Source organism: Sphaerisporangium dianthi (assembly GCF_042654065.1).
GTDB classification, from domain to species: Bacteria; Actinomycetota; Actinomycetes; order Streptosporangiales; family Streptosporangiaceae; genus Sphaerisporangium; species Sphaerisporangium dianthi.
In genome coordinates this window covers 84,306-105,930 of sequence record NZ_JBHSFP010000026.1, presented here as the reverse complement: position 1 = coordinate 105,930, position 21,625 = coordinate 84,306, and the positions used below count along the sequence as shown (strand labels likewise).

General features: G+C 70.6%; 20 protein-coding genes and 2 pseudogenes. 13 read left to right on the top strand and 9 right to left on the bottom strand.

Annotation, left to right across the window (positions count from 1 at the left end; all coding sequences use genetic code 11):
• Positions 1-352: 352 nt before the first annotated feature.
• Positions 353-973 (bottom strand): hypothetical protein, encoded by a 621-nt coding sequence (locus tag ACFO60_RS29605; protein ID WP_380846554.1) that lies wholly within the window; start codon positions 971-973, stop codon positions 353-355.
• A complete protein-coding gene (locus tag ACFO60_RS29600; RefSeq protein ID WP_380846551.1) occupies positions 970-1,290 on the bottom strand; it encodes a TniB family NTP-binding protein in 321 nt (106 codons plus the stop codon). The genes ACFO60_RS29605 and ACFO60_RS29600 overlap by 4 nt, the downstream gene beginning before the upstream one ends.
• On the opposite strand from ACFO60_RS29600, the gene ACFO60_RS29595 reads away from it, so the two are divergent.
• From ACFO60_RS29595 to ACFO60_RS29580, 4 genes and pseudogenes are all read left to right on the top strand, one after another.
• Entirely contained in the window at positions 1,280-1,438 is a 159-nt protein-coding gene (locus tag ACFO60_RS29595) for a hypothetical protein (protein WP_380846548.1), read from the top strand. The genes ACFO60_RS29600 and ACFO60_RS29595 overlap by 11 nt on opposite strands.
• A gap of 226 nt (positions 1,439-1,664) precedes the next feature.
• Entirely contained in the window at positions 1,665-1,958 is a 294-nt protein-coding gene (locus tag ACFO60_RS29590; RefSeq protein WP_380846545.1) for a hypothetical protein, read from the top strand.
• Positions 1,959-2,052: 94 nt separating this feature from the next.
• Entirely contained in the window at positions 2,053-2,238 is a 186-nt protein-coding gene (locus ACFO60_RS29585; protein ID WP_380846543.1) for a hypothetical protein, read from the top strand.
• A 96-nt stretch (positions 2,239-2,334) separates the two neighbouring features.
• A pseudogene (locus ACFO60_RS29580) lies at positions 2,335-2,731 on the top strand (DUF4158 domain-containing protein).
• Between the two features lie 101 nt (positions 2,732-2,832).
• Here ACFO60_RS29580 and ACFO60_RS29575 read toward each other — a convergent pair.
• Positions 2,833-4,011: a GDSL-type esterase/lipase family protein gene (locus ACFO60_RS29575; RefSeq protein ID WP_380846540.1), complete on the bottom strand. Its 1,179-nt coding sequence runs from the start codon at positions 4,009-4,011 to the stop codon at positions 2,833-2,835.
• Between the two features lie 35 nt (positions 4,012-4,046).
• The gene (locus ACFO60_RS29570) at positions 4,047-4,616 is read right to left on the bottom strand and encodes a TetR/AcrR family transcriptional regulator (protein WP_380846661.1); all 570 of its coding nucleotides are present in this window, start codon (positions 4,614-4,616) and stop codon (positions 4,047-4,049) included.
• A 414-nt stretch (positions 4,617-5,030) separates the two neighbouring features.
• On the opposite strand from ACFO60_RS29570, the gene ACFO60_RS29565 reads away from it, so the two are divergent.
• Positions 5,031-5,162, top strand: a complete 132-nt coding sequence (locus tag ACFO60_RS29565) for a hypothetical protein (protein ID WP_380846537.1) — start codon at positions 5,031-5,033, stop codon at positions 5,160-5,162.
• 55 nt (positions 5,163-5,217) lie between these two features.
• Here ACFO60_RS29565 and ACFO60_RS29560 read toward each other — a convergent pair whose 3' ends face one another.
• Positions 5,218-5,832, bottom strand: coding sequence for a TetR/AcrR family transcriptional regulator (locus tag ACFO60_RS29560; protein WP_380846534.1), 615 nt, complete (start codon positions 5,830-5,832; stop codon positions 5,218-5,220).
• Positions 5,833-5,989: 157 nt separating this feature from the next.
• Between ACFO60_RS29560 and ACFO60_RS29555 the strand changes: the two genes are divergently transcribed.
• Complete coding sequence (locus ACFO60_RS29555) at positions 5,990-7,456, top strand: MFS transporter (RefSeq protein WP_380846531.1); 1,467 nt, start codon at positions 5,990-5,992, stop codon at positions 7,454-7,456.
• 45 nt (positions 7,457-7,501) lie between these two features.
• Positions 7,502-8,614, top strand: a complete 1,113-nt coding sequence (locus ACFO60_RS29550) for an SGNH/GDSL hydrolase family protein (RefSeq protein ID WP_380846528.1) — start codon at positions 7,502-7,504, stop codon at positions 8,612-8,614.
• A 48-nt stretch (positions 8,615-8,662) separates the two neighbouring features.
• Here ACFO60_RS29550 and ACFO60_RS29545 read toward each other — a convergent pair.
• Positions 8,663-9,173, bottom strand: a pseudogene (locus ACFO60_RS29545) (Tn3 family transposase); the annotation flags it as partial.
• A gap of 211 nt (positions 9,174-9,384) precedes the next feature.
• Between ACFO60_RS29545 and ACFO60_RS29540 the strand changes: the two are divergent.
• From ACFO60_RS29540 to ACFO60_RS29530, 3 genes are all read left to right on the top strand, one after another.
• On the top strand, positions 9,385-10,635 hold the full coding sequence (locus ACFO60_RS29540) for a coiled-coil domain-containing protein (RefSeq protein ID WP_380846525.1): 1,251 nt from the start codon (positions 9,385-9,387) through the stop codon (positions 10,633-10,635).
• 274 nt (positions 10,636-10,909) lie between these two features.
• Entirely contained in the window at positions 10,910-11,587 is a 678-nt protein-coding gene (locus ACFO60_RS29535) for an RNA polymerase sigma factor (RefSeq protein ID WP_380846523.1), read from the top strand.
• The gene (locus ACFO60_RS29530) at positions 11,584-12,609 is read left to right on the top strand and encodes a CU044_5270 family protein (protein WP_380846520.1); all 1,026 of its coding nucleotides are present in this window, start codon (positions 11,584-11,586) and stop codon (positions 12,607-12,609) included. Before ACFO60_RS29535 ends, ACFO60_RS29530 begins: the two co-directional genes overlap by 4 nt.
• A gap of 151 nt (positions 12,610-12,760) precedes the next feature.
• On the opposite strand, the gene ACFO60_RS29525 is transcribed toward ACFO60_RS29530, so the two are convergent.
• The 3 genes from ACFO60_RS29525 to ACFO60_RS29515 form a co-directional block, all read right to left on the bottom strand.
• On the bottom strand, positions 12,761-12,883 hold the full coding sequence (locus ACFO60_RS29525) for a hypothetical protein (protein WP_380846517.1): 123 nt from the start codon (positions 12,881-12,883) through the stop codon (positions 12,761-12,763).
• Between the two features lie 29 nt (positions 12,884-12,912).
• Positions 12,913-14,337, bottom strand: coding sequence for a rifampin monooxygenase (gene rox, locus ACFO60_RS29520; RefSeq protein WP_380846514.1), 1,425 nt, complete (start codon positions 14,335-14,337; stop codon positions 12,913-12,915).
• A 412-nt stretch (positions 14,338-14,749) separates the two neighbouring features.
• Complete coding sequence (locus ACFO60_RS29515; RefSeq protein ID WP_380846511.1) at positions 14,750-15,190, bottom strand: MarR family winged helix-turn-helix transcriptional regulator; 441 nt, start codon at positions 15,188-15,190, stop codon at positions 14,750-14,752.
• A gap of 222 nt (positions 15,191-15,412) precedes the next feature.
• Here ACFO60_RS29515 and ACFO60_RS29510 point away from each other — a divergent pair, with 222 nt between their 5' ends.
• From ACFO60_RS29510 to ACFO60_RS29495, 3 genes are all read left to right on the top strand, one after another.
• Positions 15,413-16,525 carry an epoxide hydrolase family protein gene (locus ACFO60_RS29510; protein ID WP_380846508.1) on the top strand — a complete coding sequence of 371 codons (1,113 nt, stop codon included), beginning with the start codon at positions 15,413-15,415 and terminating at the stop codon, positions 16,523-16,525.
• 189 nt (positions 16,526-16,714) lie between these two features.
• Positions 16,715-17,686, top strand: coding sequence for a hypothetical protein (locus ACFO60_RS29505; protein WP_380846505.1), 972 nt, complete (start codon positions 16,715-16,717; stop codon positions 17,684-17,686).
• A gap of 36 nt (positions 17,687-17,722) precedes the next feature.
• A complete protein-coding gene (locus ACFO60_RS29495) occupies positions 17,723-21,607 on the top strand; it encodes an AfsR/SARP family transcriptional regulator (protein ID WP_465269892.1) in 3,885 nt (1,294 codons plus the stop codon).
• Positions 21,608-21,625: the final 18 nt, after the last annotated feature.

The window sequence follows — 21,625 nt, the reverse complement described above, 5'->3', positions numbered from 1 at the left end:
CTACGCTGCACAGACGCCGCTGCCGTGCACCGAATCACCGCGCTGTCCGGCCAGGCCGCCACCACGGCCGCTCCATCGCCGCGACGGCATCGACGCGTGCATCCGCTACCTCACCGACAACCTCGACTACCTGCGCTACGACCAGGCGCTGGAGGCGGGACAACTAGTGACTGATGCACTGGCGGCTGGACACAAAATCCCAGGTCAACAAAATGGCCGATCACACCTGGCATCACTCCCAGGACAGCTTCATGGCAGTTCGCGCTGTCCGTTCCACTTGAAGGTAACGGGGCGCGGCTGGCAGCCCACCTGATGAGCGGTGAAGGCGCCAGGCCGCGCGCGCCGAGTTCGGCTAGCCCGCGACGAAGCGCCAGCCCTCTATGACGGTCGGGGCGTTGGTGGTGCCCCGTTGCGAGCCCTGGTCCCAGCATTTGGTGTACCCGTTCGGGATCGCCGGCCAGGCTCGCACGGTCTGGACGTCGTAGACCACGTCGTACGCCTGAACTCCGTACTGGCCGGTCACCCGGGTGTGCGGGGCGACGGTGAAGTTGGCGTTCACGCCGAGGGAGGTGGTGCGTTCCTGCACGATCTGCGCGCTGACACTGGTCTGGAGGTACTTCGTCAGTTCCGTGCCCGAGCCCACCGTGGTCGTGATGACCACCCGCCAGGTGCGCGACTGCGACGAGGTGAAGGTCACGTCGATCGGCGTGTCAAGGGTGTTGTCGACCACTCGGCCGTCGCTGATGTTGAACGCCGGGGTCGCCGAGACCGCGGTGTACCGGAATCCCTCGTAGACGGCCACGCGGCCGATGGTCGTCTGCCGCCATGCGATGGGGTCGCTGGGGCAGGGGATCACCGGGCCGAAGTCGGCGGCGTGCGCGGGGCCCGTCGTGCTTACCAGGACCAGCCCGGAGGCCAGGACGGCGGACATCGTGAATGCGGACAGCCGCCTGCGCGCTCTTGTGAGCCTCACGGCGGTTCCCGGCCGGCGCCGATCGTGCGTCTCATCTCGCGAACTGGACACTTACGCCTCCACTCGACTTCGGTGTTACCCGGTCCGAGAATCCGGCCGGTTCGACCACCCGGCTGCGCTGCCGAGACGCTCAGGAGTGCTGCTTCGTCATCCGGAACAGGCTTACTGTGATCGCCGTCAGGGCGGCTGTCAACGGGCGGGATCACGCCTTTCTCCACGATCATCGACTTGCCGTTGTTGGTCGGCCCGATCACCGGCAGCTTCGGCATCCGCTGCTTGGACGGCCAGTTCAGCAGCGTGGCCGGCGTGTCGCCCACGCACTCCTCGGCCGGCGGGGGCGCGCTGGCGCAGTTGTTCGCGGGGCGGGGTTGCCGAGCGGCGCTGTTCGCCCGGCTGGCCGCCGCCTGCGCGGCGTTCCAACTCACGGGCAAGGCGTTCGACAAGCTGTACTCACGGGTGGAGTAGCTCCGCGCGCTGTAGGGGCTGTGCTGAAGTTTTCACGGCTGTCGTGGGGGTTCCCTCCTGGACTGTCCGGTGAAGTTGACGCACGGGGGAGCGCGTGAAATAAGGACTGCGGATGTGGCCGAGCTCCGTGAGGAAGCGCCGCTGTCCCGAGCGGCGATCATCGCCGTCGCGCCGGCGTTCCTCCCAGGGGCATGCTCGGCAGGTGGTAGGCCTTAACCGAGGGGACATGATGCGTCGACTTCGCACGGCTGTTGCACTTGCCGGCATCGCCACCGGACTGCTGATGGGCCTGGGGATCCCGGCCCAGGCGGCCGCGCCCGCGGATCGCTCCGCCGTCACCAAAGTCGCAGCCGCCGGCTGGTGGCGGTTCGGCGTGTATTACACCTTGGACGCCTGCCAGTACTTCGGCAACAGCCTGACCCAGGGCCCTCAGTTCTCGTCGTACTACTGCAGTCAGACGGTGTGGGATACCGTCGATCAGAAGTATTACTGGGGCCTGTGGGTCTACCAGGTCGCCTAGTACCGCAACGGCGCTCAGGTGATGGGATGGCCGCGTCTTCAGTAGTGGGCGCGTCGGGCTTGGGCTTGTGCCGCGGCCGGCGAAACTGCTGCGCGTGCCGACTCCGGCCGACCGCGGGCCGGGGCGGCTGTGGCGGCCGCGCGCCCCGGCGCCGATCGCCGCCGGCACCCCGGCCACCGACATCCGCGTCGGCCACGCCCGCTGCTCCCACCTCACCCGGGAACTCCAGTCCCAGCCCGACGCCGGGTGTGAGTGGTTGCGGTACAGATGGTGCCGCTGAGATTGATCATGGTTGGCCGGCACACGGGATGCGGCTGCCGCTGGGGTTCACGGAAAGGTCGCCGGGCGGCTGTTGGCGCCGGCTACGGTCCGCTTCGTGCCGGTGGAGTTTCTGACTGACGAGCAGGCCGAGGCGTACGGGACGTTCACCCAGGTGCCCACGCGCCCGGAGCTGGAGCGGTTCTTCTTCCTCGATGACGACGACCGTGACCTGATCGCGCTGCGGCGTACGGACGCGCACCGGCTGGGCATGGCGGGGCAGACACGCGGAGGAGATCCAGGAGCGGTTCCGGTACCGCGACTTCACCGACCGGCGGTGGCGGCGGGAGTTCCGCGGGTTCCTGTACGGGCGGGCGTGGACGCACGCCGAGGGGCCAGTGGCGCTGTTCGACCACGCGGTGACGTGGCTGCGGAAGAACCGGGTGCTGCTGCCGGGGGTGTCGCAGGGACTGCGACCCTTCCGCGATCCGGACGCGCCCGAGGACGGTGACTAGGAGGCATAGCCCCGGAATGTGTGGCCGAGTCCTGTTCGCCTACGGGGTGGTGCGGTACGGGGGAGCCAGCCATCACGCTCTCCCCCGCCGGGCACGGGTTGTCAGCCGGTCGTGACGGCGAAGGGCCCGTTGTTTGCGAAGACGAGCTTGGCGAAGTTCTCGCCGATGCGGCGGTGTCCTTCGGGGCTGGGGTGGATCGCGTCCGGCAGGGGGAACTCGTCGTGGTCGCTCTCGCCGTAGAGGTCGAGTCCGTCGAGGTAGTGGAGGTTGGGGTCTTCGGCGGACCGCTGTTTGACGGTGTCGGCCAGGACGTCGCGGACGATCGTGAGCGTCAGCCGTCCGGCGGCGGTCTCGGCCGGATCACCGGTGGCCTTGAACTTCAGGGTTCCACTGGAGAGGTCCGGCATCAGAGGTCCGGGGGTGTTCTCGTGGGTCGGACACAGGATGGGGGAGACCAGGAGCAAGGGGGTTGTGGGGTGGCCCTCGCGGATGGTGTCGAGGAAGCCGTGGATGGCGGGGGTGAAGGCGCGCAGGCGCATGGCGTCGCTGTTGACGACGTTGATGCCGAGCTTGAGGCTGATCAGGTCTGCGGGGGTGTCGCGCATGGCGCGGGCGGTGAACGGGTCGACCAGTGCGCTGCCGCCGAATCCGAGGTTGATCAGCTCCACATCGCCTGCGGAGGCGGCCAGGGCGGGCCAGATGGTGCTGGGGAAGACGGCGTTGGATCCGTGGCTGATGGAGCTGCCGTGGTGCAGCCACACCCGGTGCCCCTTGTCCGGGGCGGGCTCGACGGGGGCGTCGGTGCGCAGGGCGATGACCTCGGTGATCTCCGCGTGCGGGAGCCAGATCTCGATGTCCTTCTCGCCGGTGGGGAGGTCGGTGAAGTCGGCGGTGCCGGCGGGGCCCGGGGTGAATTCCGTAGTCTGGGTCTGCATGTCAGTGATGGTGCGCAGGTTCCCGCCGTCCACGGTGGCCTGGGCGGTGAGGCGGCCGTCGACCAGGAGGTCGTAGATGCCGTCCGGCGGGGGCGGGAAGCCCCGGTAGACGCGTTTGGTGGGCAGGGTCTCCAGGCGGATGGTGGTGGCGCTGGTACGGAAGGCCAGCCGGACACCGGAGGGCTGGGCCTCGGCCACGGCCAGCAGGTCGTCGGGGATCTGGCGGCGCGCCCAGGCAGGCAGCCGGTGCGGCAGCAGGCCGTGGGCAGTCTCTTCCACGTCGAGGTGCCCGCGCAGGAAGTCGGCGGTGATGGGGGTGGTGATCAGGTTCTGTTCGGTGCTCATTGCCTCAAACTTTTGATTCTGGGTGGGGCGGCCGGTCAGGGGGTGGACCGGCTCCGCAATGCGGTGTCGAGGCAGTCCAGGGTCCAGGCCCAGGACTGCTGAGCGGCGACGTCCGTGTGGTCGAAAGCGCCGGCCGCCTCCAGGGAGGCATAGCCGTGGAAGACGCTGCCCAGCATGCGGACCGCGTGCGTCTGGTCCGGCTCAGCCAGGTCGTAGCCGCGCAGGATCGCCCGTGTCATCTGTGCATGCCGGACGCCGGCGCTGGCCGCGGCAGTCCGCGGGTCGAGCCGGTACCGTGCTGCTTCGTACCGGCCGGGGTGCGCCCGGGCGTAGTCCCGGTAGGCGTTCGCGAAGGCTGTCAGGGCGTCCTTGCCCGCGCGCCCGGCCACGGCGTCGGCGACCCGGTCGGCGAGTTCCTCCAGTGCGAACAGCGCGATCCGGGTCCTGAGCTCGTGGGAGTTCTTCACATGCGCGTACAGGCTCGTCGGCTTCACGTCGAAACGCCGGGCGAGCGCGGACAGGGTCACCTGGTCGAAACCGGCCTCATCGGCGAGTTCCGCACCAGCGAGCGTCAGCCGCTCCGGGCTCAGTCCTGCCCGAACCACAACCTTCACCTACTCCCAGTATGTCTATGTCCAGTATGCATCTACCTACAAGCTATAGGCAAACGCTGTACTCATTGAGGTTTGGCGACTCTATCGAAGGCGGCGAGCGAGACGGCAGGTCTGCGAAGCCGCACGGGCACCCCCGCCTTGATTCGCACAAACGAGCCCTTCACCAGAGCAAGATCAAACGTGACGGCCCGGCGACCGCGAAGCGCCGTTCCGGTTCGCAGAACTCGTTCTCACTCAAAGACGGGTTCGGGGCCCTTCTGAGAATGGTTTGTGACAGCGTCCGGGGCATGACGGCCCCTCAGGAAGCCTCCCTGAGCGACGCGGACGACGTCGAGCGCCACCCTGCCCACGCTGCCGGGCCGAACCTGGCTCGCCGTCGATCCGCTGCTCGATCTCCCGGTCGGCGTGGGTGAACCCGCCGGCGGCGTCCACGAGGCCGCGGCCGTGCAGCCCGTCGACGACAGCGGCCAGTTGTGCTTGGGCGAGGAGGACGGCGTTGTGACCGTCTCCGCGAATCCGCTCGCCCCGGCCCGCTGACGCCGTCGGCCGTTCGGTTTCTGCACAAGCCCCCCGCCGCGCGCGGCGGCGAGCCTCAAGGCTGGGGCACGACTCCGCTGGCGAGGGCTTCGAACAGGCGCTCCAGGCGGGCGCGGTGCTCGTCTGCGACGGTGTCGGCCGCTTCTCCGGCGATCAGGCGCCGAGCGGTCTCCACCAGCACGACGCTGTAGCCCGCGATGAAGAAGGCGGCGAGCAGCGCGGCGTCGCCGTCGAAGGCCGGGTCGCGTTCGAGCTCATCGGCGAGGGTCTGCTGGAGGCCGGAGGATATCTCCCTGGCGCGGGAGATGAGCGCGGGCGAAGCCGCGACGGTCCGGAAGAAGGGAGCGGACCCGTGCTTGAGGCCGGACAGGGAGTGCCGTTCGTCGAGAAACCCGAACGCCATGTCGCGCAGGGATCGGAGTACCCCGGTGTCCGGGGCGCGGTCGCGTACCGCCGAGCGCAGGAGCTCGACGGCGTCGACCTCGCGGTCCAGCAGGAGGTCCTCCTTCTGCGGGAAGTGCTTGAAGACCGTCACCGCCGAGACCCCGGCCTCCCGCGCGACCTCGGTGACCGTGACCGTGTCGAATCCGCGTTCCAGGAACAGCCGGGTAGCGACCGCCGAGATCTTCGCACGCGTCTGCGGTCCGCCTCGTGCTCCCGTCCTGGGCATCCCGACCCCCACTTACTTGTGTCACTTAACTTAGTCGAATAACCTAGTGACATGCTCTTCGCACGAACACCCCTCATTGTCGCCGGTGCGGGTCTCAGCTTGCCGCGCGAGCGGCCGGCCCGCGCCCGTACCGATCACCACGTGAACGGAGTCCTCCATGCATGAGACGACCGCGCCCCGGTCGCTGCGGGAGGCGTGGATCGCGTTGGCGGGACTGTCGGCGGTGTTCCTCTTCGAGATGCTGGACAACTCGATCCTGAACGTCGCGCTGCCGGTGATCGGACGCGACCTGAACGCCTCGACGACCGCGTTGCAGTGGGTGACGGGCGCCTATGCGGTCGTGTTCGGCGGGTTGATGCTGGCGTTCGGCGCGATCGCCGATCGGTTCGGCCGGCGGCGGATCATGCTGGTCGGCCTGGTACTGCTCGGCGTGGCGAGCCTGGCGACCGCCATGGTCACCACCGCCGAGCAACTGATCGCCGTGCGGGCGGCGATGGGGGTCGCCGCGGCGATGACGACCCCGGGCTCGATGGCGCTGGCGTTCCGGCTGTTCGACGAGGACGGCCTGCGCGTGCGCGCGCTGACCCTCATCTCGACCGTCGGCCTGGTCGGGCTCGCGATCGGCCCGACGGCGGGCGGCCTGGTGCTGGCGATCGCACCGTGGCAGGTCCTGCTGCTGGTGAATGTGCCGATCGCCGTACTGGCGCTCTTCTGCGTTCGGTACGGCATCACCGACGACGATCCGGGCGGCCTCCACCGCGACCCCCTCGACGTCCCCGGGATGCTGCTGGGCACGGCGACGATCGTGCTCGCGCTCCTCGCGCCGACGCTGTTCGTGGAGCAGGGCGCCGGCTCCTGGGTGCCTTGGGCGGCCACCGCCGCGACCACGGCGGCGGCGATCTGCTTCGTTCTGCGCGAGCGCTTGACCCGCCATCCGCTGCTCGACCTGAAGCTCCTCGCGCTCCCCCTGGTCTCCAGCGGCCTGGCCTACAAGGCCGCCGCCGGGCTGGCGACCGCGGGACTCGGTTACATGGTGACGCTGCAACTACAGCTCGACTGGGGCTGGTCGCCCGCGCTGGCCGCTGTCGGGATGCTGCCGCAGGTCGTCGCCCTCCTCGCGAGCAGCCCGTTCGTGGACCCGTTCGTGCAGCGCGTCGGCCTGGACCGGGCCGCCTGGACCAGCGCCGCGGCGGTCGTGTCCGGCCTGGCCGTCTACGGCCTGCTCGGCCGGTTCGGCTACCTGTGGATCGCGACGGCGCTCGTCCTCGTGGCGGCCGGGATGCGCGTGGTCGGCGTCGTGGCCGGGCTCAACGTGGTCCGCGGCCTGCCCGGCGACCGGACCACCATCGGCACCGCGCTCGTCGACACCGCCTCCCAGATCACCTCCGGCATCGGCATCGCCGTCACCGGCACCATCCTCGCCATCGTGTTCACCGGCGACATCGCCGCGTCCCCCTGGAGCCCGCGGCAGACCGGCGAGTTCCACCAGGCCGTCACCACGGCGGGCCTCACCCTCACCCTCGTCGCGGCGGCCCTGGTCGGCTGGGGGTTCGTCCGCACCCGGCGCGCCGCCGGCGACCGGGCGGCCACCCCCATCGACGACACCGTCCCCCAAGACGCCTGACACCCCATCGGCGATCACCCCCGACCACGATATGGAGTACACCGCATGACCCACCACATCTGCCTGCCCGACGACCGGGTCGCGATCCTCGGCGCGCTCGATCTGGAACGCACCCCGGACGGGGTCCGCCCCCGACGGCTCCCGGCCTGGACCCGGCCGCGCCTGCACGACGGCTGGATGGACCTGGTCGTCTCGCACGCGGCCGGGGTTCGCCTGCGCCTGCGCACGGCAGCGCGGTCGCTGGCCCTCGGCGTGCACGTCACCGTGCCGGACATGGGTGCGAGCCCGCTGCCGGCATCGTTCGACCTCGCCGTCGACGGCACCGTGCTCGCCCGTGTGCCCGCCACGGCCGGAGACGTGCTGAGCCTCGCCGTCGACCTCGCCGACGCCCGGCTCAACCCGGGACCCCCCGAAACCGTGCGCTTCGACGATCTGCCCGCGGGAGACAAGGAAGTCGAGATCTGGTTGCCGCACAGCGCGACGGTCGAGCTGCGCACGCTCGGCGCCGACGCGCCGCTGCTCGCACCGACCCCGCCGACCGGCGTGGCATGGGTGCACTACGGCTCGTCGATCAGCCACGGCCTGGAGGCGCCCGCCCCCACCCTGACCTGGCCGGCCATCGCCGCCCTGACGACCGGTGCCGCGCTGACCAACCTCGGATTCGGCGGCAACGCCGTACTCGACCCGGAGGTCGCCCGCGCCATCCGGGATACCCCGGCCGACCTGATCACCCTCAAGGTCGGGATCAACATCGTCGGGCCGGCGTCGATGCGAGAGCGCACCTTCGTCCCCGCCGTGCACGGGTTCCTGGACACGATCCGCGAAGGCCACCCGGACACTCCGGTCGTGCTCATCTCACCGACCCCCTTCGCCGAACTGGAGACCACGGCCGGACCCACCGCACCCGACCCGGAAACCGGACACCAACGCGCTCTGGGGTCCCCGGGCGCCGGAGCGCTGACCCTGACCGGTGTCCGCGCGCTGCTCGCCAAGGTCGTCGACGTCCGCGCCGACCCGGCGCTGCACTACCTCGACGGACGCGAGCTCCTCGGACCGGACGAGGCCAGGTCGCTGCCCGATGGCCTGCACCCCGACCCGGCGGCGCACCTGCGGATGGGCGAACGAGCCGCCCGGCTGCTCCTGGGCCCTCATCTGTGACCGACACCCGACCCGCTCTGCGTGGTCGGTGAATCCAGATCCCGCGCCCAGGTCGGCGAAGCGGGGTGCGAACCGGTAGCCGAGCATGGAGAGGATCCCGAATACCGTGTCGCCATCGCCGGCCTGGTCCGTCGTGACCAGCTCGGGTTTCGGCCCTGCGGCGATGTCGATCAGCGTGTCGAGGATGTACAGCGAATCGCGCGGCGTGCCCGGCACGACCACCTGCCCGATCCCCATCACCTGACCATTTACTGCGTCGAGGAGCGTCAGGCCGCGCTGGGCCGCGATCAGGTCGCGTTCGCCGCAGCGTGGGTCTCGGCCCGCACGTAGTTCTGGTCGACGTGCGACAACCGGCCGCGGGTCAGCGCCTCGTCCCCGTCCTTGATCATCGGGGTGAGCCCGACGTTGAAAGCCTCGCTGATCAGCAGTGCCGCCAGCGACCGCGGCAGGTCGTCATGCGCGTGGAGACCTCGGCCGGGTGCACGTAGGCGTCCAGGAAACCGGTCCAGGAGTGCACCTCCGGCAGCAGCTCCGGCAGGTCGATGCGGGGCGGCATCGCCTGACCGAATCCCAGGTCAACACAGTGACCGATCACACGGAACTCGCCACATCGTGAGCGGACAGGACACGCACGATGGTGGTGCTCGGCCTGTAGGGCGACAACTTGCGGGAAGTCTCCTTCTCGTGAGTGATTGAGAGTCTTCGTCGCGCAACGGATCGTTGTTTCTGATTTTTGATTTCTAGAAATTAAAAAATGCTAGGCTGCGGGCGTGACGATCAAGGAGTCTGAGGGCCGGGGGAGCGTGGCCGACAGGCCGGTGCGACAGGAGACCGGCGAGGCCGGCGGCACGGGGGCGGTGACGGCGTGCAAGCACTGCGGGGCGGCGATCGAACGGCGCGCCGGCCGCGGCCGGCCCAAGGAGTACTGCCCGCAGAGCGACTGCCAGGCGGCGGCCAAAAGGGAGCGGGAACTGCGCCGCGCCACCCCCGGCCTGGAGGGGACGCTGGCCCGCGCCGAGGATCTGTACGATCGGATGGAGAAAGGGCTGGCGGCGGCCATCGCCCCGCTGGCCCAGGTGCTGGCCGATGAGTTGAGCCCGGCGGGGGTGGAGGCCAAGCTCAGCGCCGTCCAGGCCGACGCGCACACCCGCGTCGCCATCGCCCGCACCGAGCGAGAGCAGGCCTTCGAGCAGGTACGACTGGCACGCGAGGCGACCGAGCACGCCCGGCGCGAACGCGAGCAGATGCGCGAGCGCGTCGAGGAGGCCCTGGCCGAGCGCGACACCGCACTGTCGGACGCCGAGACCGCGCGCGAGCAGGCCCTGGCCGCGCTGCACGAGGCGGCCACCACCGAGCGGCACGCCAGACAGGCCGCCGAGGAGGCCAACCGGCGGGCCGCCCGCGCCCAGGACGAGCGCGACCAGGCGATCGAGCAGATGGGGGAACGGGTCGAGACGGCGCTGGCCGAGACGAGGGAGGCGCGCGAGCACGCCGAGCGGGCACAGCGGCTCGCCGAGCAGGCCGGCAGGAACGCCGAGCGCGCGACCGGCGAGCGGGACGCCGCCCGCACCGAGGCAGAGCTGGCACGCCGGGCTCGCGTCGAGGCCGAGCAGGCCGCGGCCGCGGCGATCGCCCGCGCCCAGGCGGCCGAAGCCGAACGCGACCGCGCGCACGAGCGGGCGACCGGCGCCGAGCAGGCCAGATCCGAGGCGGTGGGTCAGGCGGCCCGTTCCGCGGCCGACGCCGCCCAGGCCGGCAGCCGGGCCGAGGAGGCCGAGCGGCGGGCCGCCGACCGCGTGCGCGCCGCCGAGGAGCGTGCGGCCTCCGCTGTGGCGGCGGCCGCCGACGGCGAGCGCACCGCCGTGGCCGAGCGCGACCGGCTGGCCGCCCTGCTGGAGATCGAACGGGCCAGAGTGGCCGATCTACGGGCACAGGTGGAGACCTTGCGCGCAGAGTCGGCCCAGCTCCGCGAACGCGCCGTCACAGCCGAACTGCGCGCCGCACCGCCCTCCACCCCGTAGCCGGCCCCGACGCGCGACGCTACGGCACGCCGCAAAGCAGCGCGGTGGAGGTCTCGGCCACAAGACGTGATCATCGCGGGGGAGGAGTACCGGCCGGGCTGAGCAGTGGCGTGCGTGCGGCAGGGACGCTTGGCGCGCTGACCAGGAACGGCCGTCCCGGGCACAACGGCTGCGTAGGGGGTTACGACGGCTCCTGGCCGTTTCCCGGTCGGTACCTTGATGCTCAGCGGTTTCGGGTTTGGAACCCTTTGCGGGCATTCGGATAAGTACGGTCGTGACTTCCATTCCTCATCAAGAGCAGTCCTTCGCGGACCTGGCGACGCTCATGTCCCCACCCGCGCGGCCGCGAATACGTGACCGTACCCCTGACGCGGATTCGGCGGCCATCACGGATTCGGCGGTCATCCAGGCGTCGCTGCGCGACTCTGAGCGTTTCGCCGAGTTGTTCAACCGGCACGCCGCCGTTCTGCACCGCTACGTCGTCCGGCGTCTCGGCCCCGATCACGCGGAGGACGTGGTCGCCGAGGCGTTCATCAGGGCTTTCGAGAAACGGCGCAAGTACGACTTCGACCGCGCCGACGCACTGCCCTGGCTGTACGGCATCGCGACCAACATCATCGGGAGCCACCGGCGGGCGGAGGTGCGCGGTTACCGGGCGCTGGCCCGCACCGGGGAGGACCCTGTCGCGGTTGCATTCGACGAGGGGGCGGATGCCCGGGTCTCCGCCTCGGCGACCCGCGAGCCGCTCGCCGCCGCTCTCGCCGGCCTGGGGCGCGGCGAGCGTGACGTCCTGCTGCTGATCGCCTGGGGCGATCTCACCTATCAGGAGACGGCGCAGGCCTTGGGGGTGCCCGTCGGCACCGTACGCTCCCGGCTCTCCCGCGCCCGCCGTAAGGTCGCCCGCGCCCTGGGTGGCGGCAACCCGGCCGATGTGACAGAGGAGACTCGATGAACGACGACCTGGACCCGGTCCGCGACCTCCGTTCACAGGTACGGCTCAGCGAAGAGAAGGATCTTCATGCCGCGCGTCGGCGTCTGATGGTCGCGATGGCCTCCCCGGCCCCGTCCCACCGCTTGGCCTCCCGCACGGTGCTGCGGGTGGCGGCGGTCGGCGCCTTCGGCCTGACGATCACGGCGGGTGTCACCGTGGTCCAGAACCTTGGTCCAGAGAGCGCTGGGAAGGGCAGCGCCGGTGCCCCGGCCTGGTTGCCCGCCGCGAACGCGGAGACCCTCGCGAAGCGTGCGACCGAGGCGGCGAAGGCCGAGGATGTCTACCCTCGGGCCGACCAGTGGACCTACCAGAAGAACGTCGTGTACGTCTCGCCGAAAGCCGTGCGCAAGTCGGCCCCTCCGCCCGTCGGTCTGCGGGAGCCGCTGGGCTCGCGCTACACCACGGAATGGTGGTTTCGGGGGGACGGCAAGAAGGTGGCCCATCGCACCGGCGGCGGCATGTTGACCAAGGGCAGCCTCCACGGGGCTGACCGTGCCCCCCAGCCGAACGACCCCGCTTACCTGCGCTCGCTTCCCTTGGAGTCGTCCGCCCTTCTCGACCGATTGAAGAAGGACAACACGGCGAGCGGTGGCGGCTCGGACGCGAATGCGATGTTCTCGTACGTGCAGTTCCTCCTCCAGCAGGTCGCCCCGCCACCCAGGTTGCGCGCCGCCCTCTACACCGTCATCTCGGAACTGGACGGTGTCGGGATGGAGGACAAGGTGCGCGACCTGGAGGGCCGGGTCGGGGTGGGGATCTACAGAGATGCTCAGGGGATCCGACGCGAGATCATCATCGACCCTGATACCTACGCGTTCCTCGGGCTGCGCGATTACTACCCGGAGGGGAAGCGGTCCTCGGACGGCATCAGGTTCAAGGAAGGGGAGGTGGTCGTCGCGTTCGCCCGGCTGGCCGACGGCATCGTCGACCACGCGGGGAACCTCGCCTCCGGTCCGGTCGCGGAGGGGAGCCCGGCGGAGTAGGCAGCCGCCTGAGGGGCGACCGCCCAGCGAAGTGGGCAACCGATCGGCGAGTAGGCGATCGCCCGCGGATGCGGGCCCCGGTCAATGAGGAACCGGGCCGCATCCGCCGGCATCGGCGGCTCGCCGAAGTCCCTGTCGCGACGTCAAAGGGCTATCCCTCGACGAACGACGCGAACCGCGGTTCGAGTGCCTTGCCGGTGCCGTTGAGCCGGCACTCGGTCACGGAGGGGATGCCGTTCGAGCGCGGGACGGTCGCCGAGGCTCTCATCCTCACGGGCCTCTCGGTCGGTTGCTCAGGCGAGATCAGGTGGCGGGCTCGCCGAACCAGAGGGTGAGGTGGTCGTCCAGGTCCCGCTGATCGTCGCCGATCCAGGCGACGTGGCCGTCGGGGCGTAGCAGGACGCACGGAACATCCAGGTCCGCGGTGGGATCCGCGAGGTGATCGACCCGGTCCGACCAGCCGCCGGCGGTCAGGCGTTCGGTGCGGTCCAGCAGCAGGCCGCGGCCGCGATGCAGCAGACCGTAGAGGCGGCCCTTCTGCACGTCGATGTCGCGCAGGCGGCGGCCGAGCAGGTCGGGGCCTTCGCCGAAGTCGTAGCGGATGCCGATCGCGGTGATCTTCTCGATCAGATGGCGGTTCACCTCGTCGAAGTCCATCAGTTCGGTGAGCAGCCTGCGCACGGCCTGCGGGCCAGGTTCGGCGGACAGCAGTTCCATCTGGGCGCGGGTGTTGTCCAGCACGTCCTCGGCGACCGGATGACGTTCGGCCTGGTAGGTGTCCAGCAGTGTTTCCGGCGCCCAGCCGCGGATCTGCGCGGCCAGTTTCCAGCCGAGGTTGAACGCGTCCTGAACGCCCAGGTTGAGGCCCTGACCGCCGATGGGTGGATGGATGTGCGCCGCATCGCCGGCCAGCAGCACCCGCCCGACCCGATAGCGTTCGGCCAGCCGGGTGGCGTTCCCGAAGCGGGACAACCAGCGCGGGGAGTGCACGCCGAAGTCGGTTCCGGCGATGGTGCGCAACTGTTGCTTGAAATCCTCGAGGGTGGGCGGCTCGGCGCGGTCGCCGACTCCCGCGGCGGGGACTACGACGCTATAGACCCCTTCGCCGAAGGGCCTGAGCCAGAACGGCCGGTGGGTCTGGCCGATTTCGCTCACTTTGGCGGCGATCTCCTCCTGCGGCACGCCCACTTTCATCTCGCCCATGAGCGTGTCGGTCCGTGAGGGCTCGCCGGGGAAGGCGACGCCGAGCAGTTTGCGCACCGTACTGCGCGCGCCGTCACAGCCGATGAGGTAGCGGGCACGCAGCCGCTCCCCGTCGGACAGCTCGACGGTCACCCCGTCGTCGTCCTGCTCGAGACCTGCGACCGCGCGACCGCGCCGGACCTGCGCGCCCCGTTCGATCGCATGTTCTTCGAGCAGATTCTCGATGACCGGCTGCGGGATGCCCAGCAGATAGGCGTGCGCGGAATCCAGGCCCTTGGGCGCGGGTTTGTCGATGGCGGCGAAGTAAGCGCCGGCCGGTCGCCGTCGTCCATGCTGGAGAACGCGCTCGAGCAGTCCGCGCATCGCCATCAGTTCGAGACTGCGAATGTGCAGTCCGACTATGCGGACGAACGACTTGGGCTCGGTTTCCTTCTCCAGAACGAGTACCCGCACATCGTGCAGCCGCAGTTCGGCGGCCAGCATCGCACCGGTAGGCCCGCATCCGGCGATGATCACATCGAACATGTGGGGCGCGCGACCGGCGCCGGAGGCCGGCGATCGCAGGATTCCGGGGACGTCGCCCACCGTGGAGTCGCACTCGGCTCTGTCGTTCGACGACGGCTCGGCGGGGACCTGCTGGGAGTTCATAGGTGTTGCCTTTCGGGAGTGCCTTACTGGCGAGGCGCTCCCGGCGACACCTACGTCAATCGCCCGGCCATGACGGAAAGGGGGAGCACCCACATCGATACAGCTTTCATGGGTCTCACCTCCTCGGGCGGTGTCACGGTCGACTGCAAGGTACAAGCCCGAGCATCATCGCGTCCACTCCTTTTCCGGCCACGTGATCACGACAGACGGGCCCGTGCGGGCGGGCCGATCCACGAGCGGCCGGAGGTGCGCCGGATTTTCGTCGGGGGCGGCCACCGCCGGCCGATGCTCACCCCCGTCGGTGGTGCGTGAGCAGTTGAGTGAGCAGGCGGGTCAAGGTCTGCCTGTCCTCGGCCGGCAGCGGTCCGAGGAGATCGTCCTGCACCTTGTCAAGCGCTCGGTCCAAGCGCCGGAGTTGCCGCTCACCCGCCGCCGTGAGGGTCACCAGGTTGCGCCTGCGGTCGCCGGGGTCCGGGGTCCGCTCGACGAAGCCCTGCTCGGCCAGTTCGTTGATCGCTGCCACCACGTCGCTGCGGTCGATGCTGCATCGGCGACCGAGCTCGGCCTGACTGGCCACCCCGAACTCCTCCAGCGCGGCCAGGATGCGGTAGTGGTATCCGCGCGCGCCCACCTGGCCGAAGCCGTCGGACGCCAGCCTGTGGGCGTGCATCGCCACCTGGCCGAGCAGCCAGCTCGGCTTCGCGGACAGGCGTGCGGGTGTCTCTTCCACGGCCGCCACCCTACACCGTTGGTGTGGCCAACGAATCTGTGTATAGTTGGCGACGCCAATGTTGGACGTACCAACGAACGAGAACGCCGTGTCCCGGCGCGCTGGTCGCCGGCCGGTCCACCCGGTTCGCGCGCCTGCTCGACGACGGGCGGTGCGAGGGCATCGCCCCCGGCGCCGACTCGAACATCCGGGCGCCGAATGAATCCACCTGGAGTCAAGACCATGATCAAGCCATTCCGCATCGACATCCCTCAGGCCGACCTCGACGACCTGACCGACCGGCTCTCCCGCACCCGCTGGCCCAACGAGATCGCCGACGCCGGATGGGACTACGGCTTCCCGCTGGCGCGGCTCAAGGAACTGGCCGAACACTGGCGTACCGGCTACGACTGGCGCGAGCACGAGGCCGAGCTCAACGAGCTTCCGCACTTCACCACCGAGATCGACGGCCAGAACATCCACTTCGTCCACGTCCGGTCAGCGGCACCGGACGCGCTCGCGCTGGTCCTCACCCACGGCTGGCCCGGGTCGTTCCTGGAGTTCCTCGACGTGATCGAGCCGCTGTCCCGCGACTTCCACCTGGTGATCCCCTCCATCCCGGGGTTCGGCTTCTCCGGGCCGACCCACGAGCGCGGCTGGGACATCGTCCGGGTCGCGCGGGCCTGGGCCGAGCTGATGCGCCGCCTCGGGTACGAGCGCTATGGCGCGCAGGGCGGCGACTTCGGCTCGGGCATCTCGATGGCGCTCGGCGCGGCGGCACCCGAGCAGGTCGTCGGGGTGCACATCAACTACCTGCCGACCCGGCCGGTACCGGACGCCGGCATCGAACTGTCGGAAACGGACGAGGCCCGGCTGGACAAGGTCAGGCAGTTGATGGCGAATCGTCCGCCGTACCAGGCTTTGCAGGCCACCACCCCGCAGACCATCGGCTACGCGCTGACCGACTCGCCGGTCGGCCAGCTGGCCTGGATCGCCGAGCGCTTCGCGCAGTGGACGGACCCGCGCTCGCCGATCAGTGACGAGCGGATGCTCACCGACATCTCGCTGTACTGGCTGACCGCCACGGCGGCTTCCTCGGCGCGGCTGTCCCGCGAGGCTCCGCGGCGGGTCGAGCCGTGCCCGGTCCCGGTGGGCGTGGCGGTGTTCGCGCACGACATCACACAGTCGGTGCGACCGCTGGCCGAGCGGCTGTACGACATCAGGCACTGGTCGGAGTTCGAGCGCGGAGGCCACTTCGCCGCGATGGAGGTGCCGGAGCTGCTCGCCGGGGACGTCCGGGACTTCTTCCTTGCCCGCCTCGAGTACGACGACCGGGTCACCACCCGCCAGGAGTGACCGCCGGCCGCCGATCACTTCGCGGTCGCGGCCGGCAAGCCGCCGGGGCGACCTGTTCGAGCGGGTGATCGCCTCGTCTGAGACGGGGAATGACGAGCTGACAAGATCACAAAGAGGTCGTCAGCGCCTCGTCAGGGCGCAAGCGCATCGTGAGCCCATCACGAAAAGCCCCTGACGAAGGAAACCTGCATGGACCTCCTGCTGCCCTCCCTGCGACGCTGGCACCGGCCGCTGATGGTGAGCGTCCTCCTCTTCGTCGCCCTCATGCTGATCAGCGCGACCGGCATGATCCTCGACGACCGCCTCCTGCAGGACGAGTCGGTCTGGCTCAAGCCGATGAAGTTCGGTTTCGCCTTCGCCATGTACTGCGGCACGCTCGCCTGGCTGCTCACCCAGCTGACCAAGGGCAGGCGCCTCGGCTGGTGGCTCGGCACGGTCTTCGCCGCCGGCGCGGTGGTGGAACTCGCCGCGATCGCCCTCCAGGCGGGACGCGGGACCTTCAGCCACTTCAACGCCGGCACCGACCCGATCACCCTGGCCCTCGCGCCGATCTTCTCCGTCGGCGTGGGCGCGCTCTTCATCTGCAACGTGGTGATCGCGGTGCTGGTGCTCCGCCGGCGCGACGCCGACCCGGCGCTGGCCCGGGCGATGCGGTGGGGCGTCTGGCTGGCGGTCCTCGGGACCGTCGTGCCGATCTTCTACCTCGTCACGGGCATCTACCCGCGCACCGTCACCGACGCGAACGGCACCCAGATCCAGATGTACCAGGGGCACGGTGTCGGCGACCCCGACGGCCACGGCATGCCGATCACCAACTGGAGCGTGACCGGCGGTGACTGGCGCGTGGCGCACTTCGTCGGCCTCCACGGCATCCAGGTGCTCCTGCTGATCGCCGCCCTGCTCGTGGTGCTGTCGGCCCGCGTGGTCTGGCTGCGGGACGTGAAGGTGCGCGCCCAGCTCGTCGGCGTCGCCTCACTCGGCTACTTCGGGCTCTTCTCCCTCGTCCTCTGGCAGGCACACCGCGGCCAGTCCCTGATCCACCCGGACGCGCTCACCCTGACCGCCTTCGCGGCGCTCGCCCTCCTCACCACCGCGTCCGTGCTCTTCCGCGTACGGCAGGCCAAGACCATCGAAAGCGAGACCAGTCATGCCTGCGTTTGACGCTCCCACCCCGATCCGGGCCATCGTGGACCTCGCATTCGGCGCCCTGCGAGTCACCGCGACCGGCCAGAGCACCTCCACCACCGTCCAGGTCCTGCCCACCGACCCGACCTCGCACAAGGACGTGAAGGCAGCCGAGCGGACCCAGGTCGACTACTCCGACGGCCGGCTGCGGATCACCGGCCCCGGCTACGGCTCGCGCGCCTGGCTCGCACGAGCCGGGTCGGTCGAGGTGACCGTGGACCTCCCCGAACGCTCCCACCTGGAGGCCAGGATCGTCACGGGCGACCTGCGGGTCGAGGGCCGCCTCGACGAGGTGCGCGTCCACAGCGCGCACGGCGAGGTCAGGCTCGACCGAGCCGACACGATCTACATCAAGGCCGACTCCGGAAGAATCGTCCTCAGCGAGGTCTGTCCACCCTCATCGCCGCCGACGGCGGCCAGGCGCGGGTGGCCGGGCACGACGTGACGCGGGAGCCGGAGGAGGTCCGTGCGGCCATCGGCGTCACCGGCCAGTCCTCGTTCGATCTCGAGGACGCGGCGGGCAAGCCGGCCGCCACCTACTCGGGCGGTATGCGGCGCAGGCTCGATCTGGCCATGATCCTCGTCGGCAGGCCGCAGGTCATCTTCCTGGACGAGCCGACCACCGGCCTCGACCCGCGCAGCCGCCGCGACCTGTGGCAGATCATCCGCGAGCATCATCGAGGCGGTGAGGGGCCTGATCATGGGGACACCCGTTGGCGGTACCGTGTGGCCGGCGCTCGGCTGGAGCGCAGCCGTCGCGCTGGGCGGGTACCTGTGGGCCAAGAAGCCCTACGACCGGGCGTAGCGAGGGGTGGCGAGATGCGGATCCGGCTCCTTGGACCGGTCGCCGCGATCGGGCGTGACGGCCGGCCCATCGACATGGGAGGGCCCCGGCAGCGCATGCTGCTGGCCCGGCTCGCCCTGGACCCGGGTCGCCTGGTCACCACGGACTCGCTGATCGACGACCTGTGGGGCGAGGAGCCGCCGGCGGACGCGGCCAACGCCCTGCAGGCGGCGGTCTCCCGGCTACGCAAGGCACTGCGCGGTGAGGTTGCCGTGGAATCCGCACCAGGCGGATACCGCCTGGTGCTTTCCGCTGAGGACATCGACGCGACCGGGTTCGAGGAGCTGAGCGAGCGCGGCAGGCGCGAGCTGGCCGCGGGCCGGGCCGTGGAGGCGGCAGCGGTCCTGTTCGAGGCGCTGGCCCTGTGGCAGGGCGAGGCCCTGGGGGATCTGCCGTCGCTGGCCGCCTTCGCCGGGCCGCCCGCCGCACGCCTGCAGGATCTGCGGCTGGCGGCCCAGGAGGACAGGTTCGAGGCGGAGCTGCTTCTCGGATGGCAGGCGACCATCCTGCCCGAGCTGGAGACGACGGTCTCGCGCCACCCGCTGCGCGAGCGCCTGGCCGGGCTGCGGATGCGAGCTCTGTACTCGGCCGGTCGGCGGTCCGACGCGCTCGCCGCCTACGAGGAGATCCGCGAGCGGCTGGCCGACGAGCTCGGCGTCGACCCGTCGCAGGAGCTGCAGCGGATCCATCTGGCGCTGCTGCGCGGGGAGCTGGACCTGCCTGCCCCTCGCCCGGAGGCGTCGCCCGGCCGCCTGCCATCGCAGGTGAGCAGCTTCGTCGGCCGCGACTCGGAGCTGGAGCTGCTGGCCGGGCTGATGAACACGTCCCGGTTGGTCACGATCGTGGGGCCGGGCGGGGCGGGCAAGACCCGGCTGGCGGTGGAGGCGGTGGAGCGGCACCCCGCGCATCGGCGCGGGCGCGCGTACTTCGTGTCGCTCGCCGGGGTGAGCGTGCCCGACCGGCTGGCCGAGGAACTGCTCGGTGTGCTGAGCCCCCGTGAGTACCGTCCTGCCGAGCTCGGTCACGGCTCGGCGGCCGACCAGGTGGCCGAACTGCTCGGCAGCGAGGATGCCGTCCTGGTGCTGGACAACTGCGAGCACCTGGTCGACGCCGCGGCCGGTCTGGCCGGTTCGCTGCTCGACCGGCTGCCGCGGCTGCGCATCCTGACCACCAGCAGAGAGTCGCTCGGCATCCCCGGTGAGGCGCTGTGCCCGCTAGGCCCGCTCGCCGACGCCGACGCCGTCCGGCTGTTCGTGGACCGGGCGGCAGCCGTACGGCCTGGCTTCGCGCTGGACGGGCAGACGGCGGGACCGGTCGTCGACATCTGCCGCAGGCTCGACGGACTGCCCCTGGCCCTGGAGCTGGCGGCGGCGCGGCTGCGCTCGATGGGGGCCGACCAGATCGCCAGGCGGCTCGACGACCGCTTCCGGCTGCTGAGCTCGGGTAACAGGGCGGCCATGCCGCGCCAGCGCACCCTGCTCGCGGTGATCGAGTGGAGCTGGGACCTGCTGACCGAGGAGGAGCGGGTGCTCGCCCGTCGGATGTCGATCTTCCCGGCGGGCGCACGCGAGGAGGCGGTCGAGGCGATCTGCTCCGGCGGGGTGCTGACGGAGGCCGACGTCGTCTACGTGCTCGGCTCGCTGATCGACAAGTCGATCGTGGTCGAGGCCGGCGACCGCTACCGAATGCTGGAGACCATCCGCGCCTACGCGGGCAGCCGCCTGCTCGCGGCCGACGAGCGCGAGGAGGTCCGCTCGCGCTTCTCCCGCTACTTCGCCGACCTGGCCGAGGAGCACGAGCCCATGCTGCGTGCGCACGCGCAGATGGACTCACTGGCCCTGTTCGACGACGAGCACGACAACATGGTCTTCGCCCTGCGCGCCGCCATTGACGGCGGCGACGCGCAGACCGCCTGGCGGCTGCTCGGCCCGCTCTACTCGCACTGGAACGTGCGCTTCGATCCCCGGTTCGTCACCCTGGTGAACGAGGTGCTGCGCTTCGGCGACGAGCTGCCCGAGGACGTCCGGGCCGCCTTCACCGCAGTGATCACGGTGAGCCCCGCGGCGATCGAGGAGTGCGTGCGCACGGGCGCGATGGAGCGCTACCCGCTGCTGGTCCTGATGGTCCTGCCCATGGCGTACTTCCTCGGTCTGGACGAGCTCGCCGATCGCGAGCTGAGCCGGGTCAAGGAGCGTCCCGATGTCTGGGCACGCGGCTGCGCGTTCTGGGTGGAGGCCTTCATCCGTGCCGACCGCGGCGACTGGGCGGGCGCCGCCGCCGCGCGCGCCGAGGCGTTGCGGGTGTTCGAGGGGACCGGGGAGAGGTACGGCCTGGCCGTCACGCTCTCGGGTGTCGCGCGTGCGCATTCGGTGGAAGGTGACCACGACGCGGCCATCGCAGCACTCAACCGCAGCCTCGGCCTGGTGACGCCGTTCCACCTGTGGGAGGAGGAGTTGTACTTCCGCACCGCCCTCGCCGCCGAGCGCGGACGCCAGGGCGACCTGGGGGGCGCCCTCGCGGGGCTGGAAGAGGCGCGCGCGCAGGTCCGCGACCGCGGGCCGCTGCACTCGGAGATCGAGCTGCTGCTGTGTCTGGCGGAGACGCATCGGCGTTCCGGCGATGTGGAGCGGGCCGAACAGGCGCTCGACCGGCTGGAGGAGCTCGCGCGCGAGCTGTCGCTGCCCGCCGGGCGTGCGGCCCCGGCCAGGATGGCGAACCTGCTGGCCGCAGGAGAGGCCGGAAAGGCACGGGCGCTGCTGCCCGAGGTGGTGCGGGCGGTGTTCGCCATCCACGGCGCCAACGCCGCGCGTGACCCTGCCGCCGGCGCGCAGCTGCTCGCCTGGCTGCTCTGGCTGGAGGGCGATTCCTCTGGCGCGGCCACCGCCCTTGGGATGAGCCGGGCCATCCGCGGCGCCTTCGATCAGGGAGACCCTGAGCTGCGCAGGTTGGCGGAGGCCCTGCGCGGGCGGCTCGGCGAGGAGGCCTACGAGCAGTGCTACCGCCTCGGCGCCGAGCTGCCCAGGGATGAGGCGCTCGGGCGCCTCATCCCATGAGGGTCCTGTAAGGGTCTT

What these genes read in the sequence shown, in the direction of transcription:
- ACFO60_RS29510 (WP_380846508.1), top strand. Translation starts at nt 15,413, where the DNA reads ATGATCAAGCCATTCCGCATCGACATCCCTCAGGCCGACCTCGACGAC.
- ACFO60_RS29555 (WP_380846531.1), top strand. Translation starts at nt 5,990, where the DNA reads ATGCATGAGACGACCGCGCCCCGGTCGCTGCGGGAGGCGTGGATCGCG.
- ACFO60_RS29590 (WP_380846545.1), top strand. Translation starts at nt 1,665, where the DNA reads ATGATGCGTCGACTTCGCACGGCTGTTGCACTTGCCGGCATCGCCACC.
- ACFO60_RS29550 (WP_380846528.1), top strand. Translation starts at nt 7,502, where the DNA reads ATGACCCACCACATCTGCCTGCCCGACGACCGGGTCGCGATCCTCGGC.
- rox (WP_380846514.1), bottom strand. Translation starts at nt 14,337, where the DNA reads ATGTTCGATGTGATCATCGCCGGATGCGGGCCTACCGGTGCGATGCTG.
- ACFO60_RS29505 (WP_380846505.1), top strand. Translation starts at nt 16,715, where the DNA reads ATGGACCTCCTGCTGCCCTCCCTGCGACGCTGGCACCGGCCGCTGATG.
- ACFO60_RS29575 (WP_380846540.1), bottom strand. Translation starts at nt 4,011, where the DNA reads ATGAGCACCGAACAGAACCTGATCACCACCCCCATCACCGCCGACTTC.
- ACFO60_RS29530 (WP_380846520.1), top strand. Translation starts at nt 11,584, where the DNA reads ATGAACGACGACCTGGACCCGGTCCGCGACCTCCGTTCACAGGTACGG.
- ACFO60_RS29560 (WP_380846534.1), bottom strand. Translation starts at nt 5,832, where the DNA reads ATGCCCAGGACGGGAGCACGAGGCGGACCGCAGACGCGTGCGAAGATC.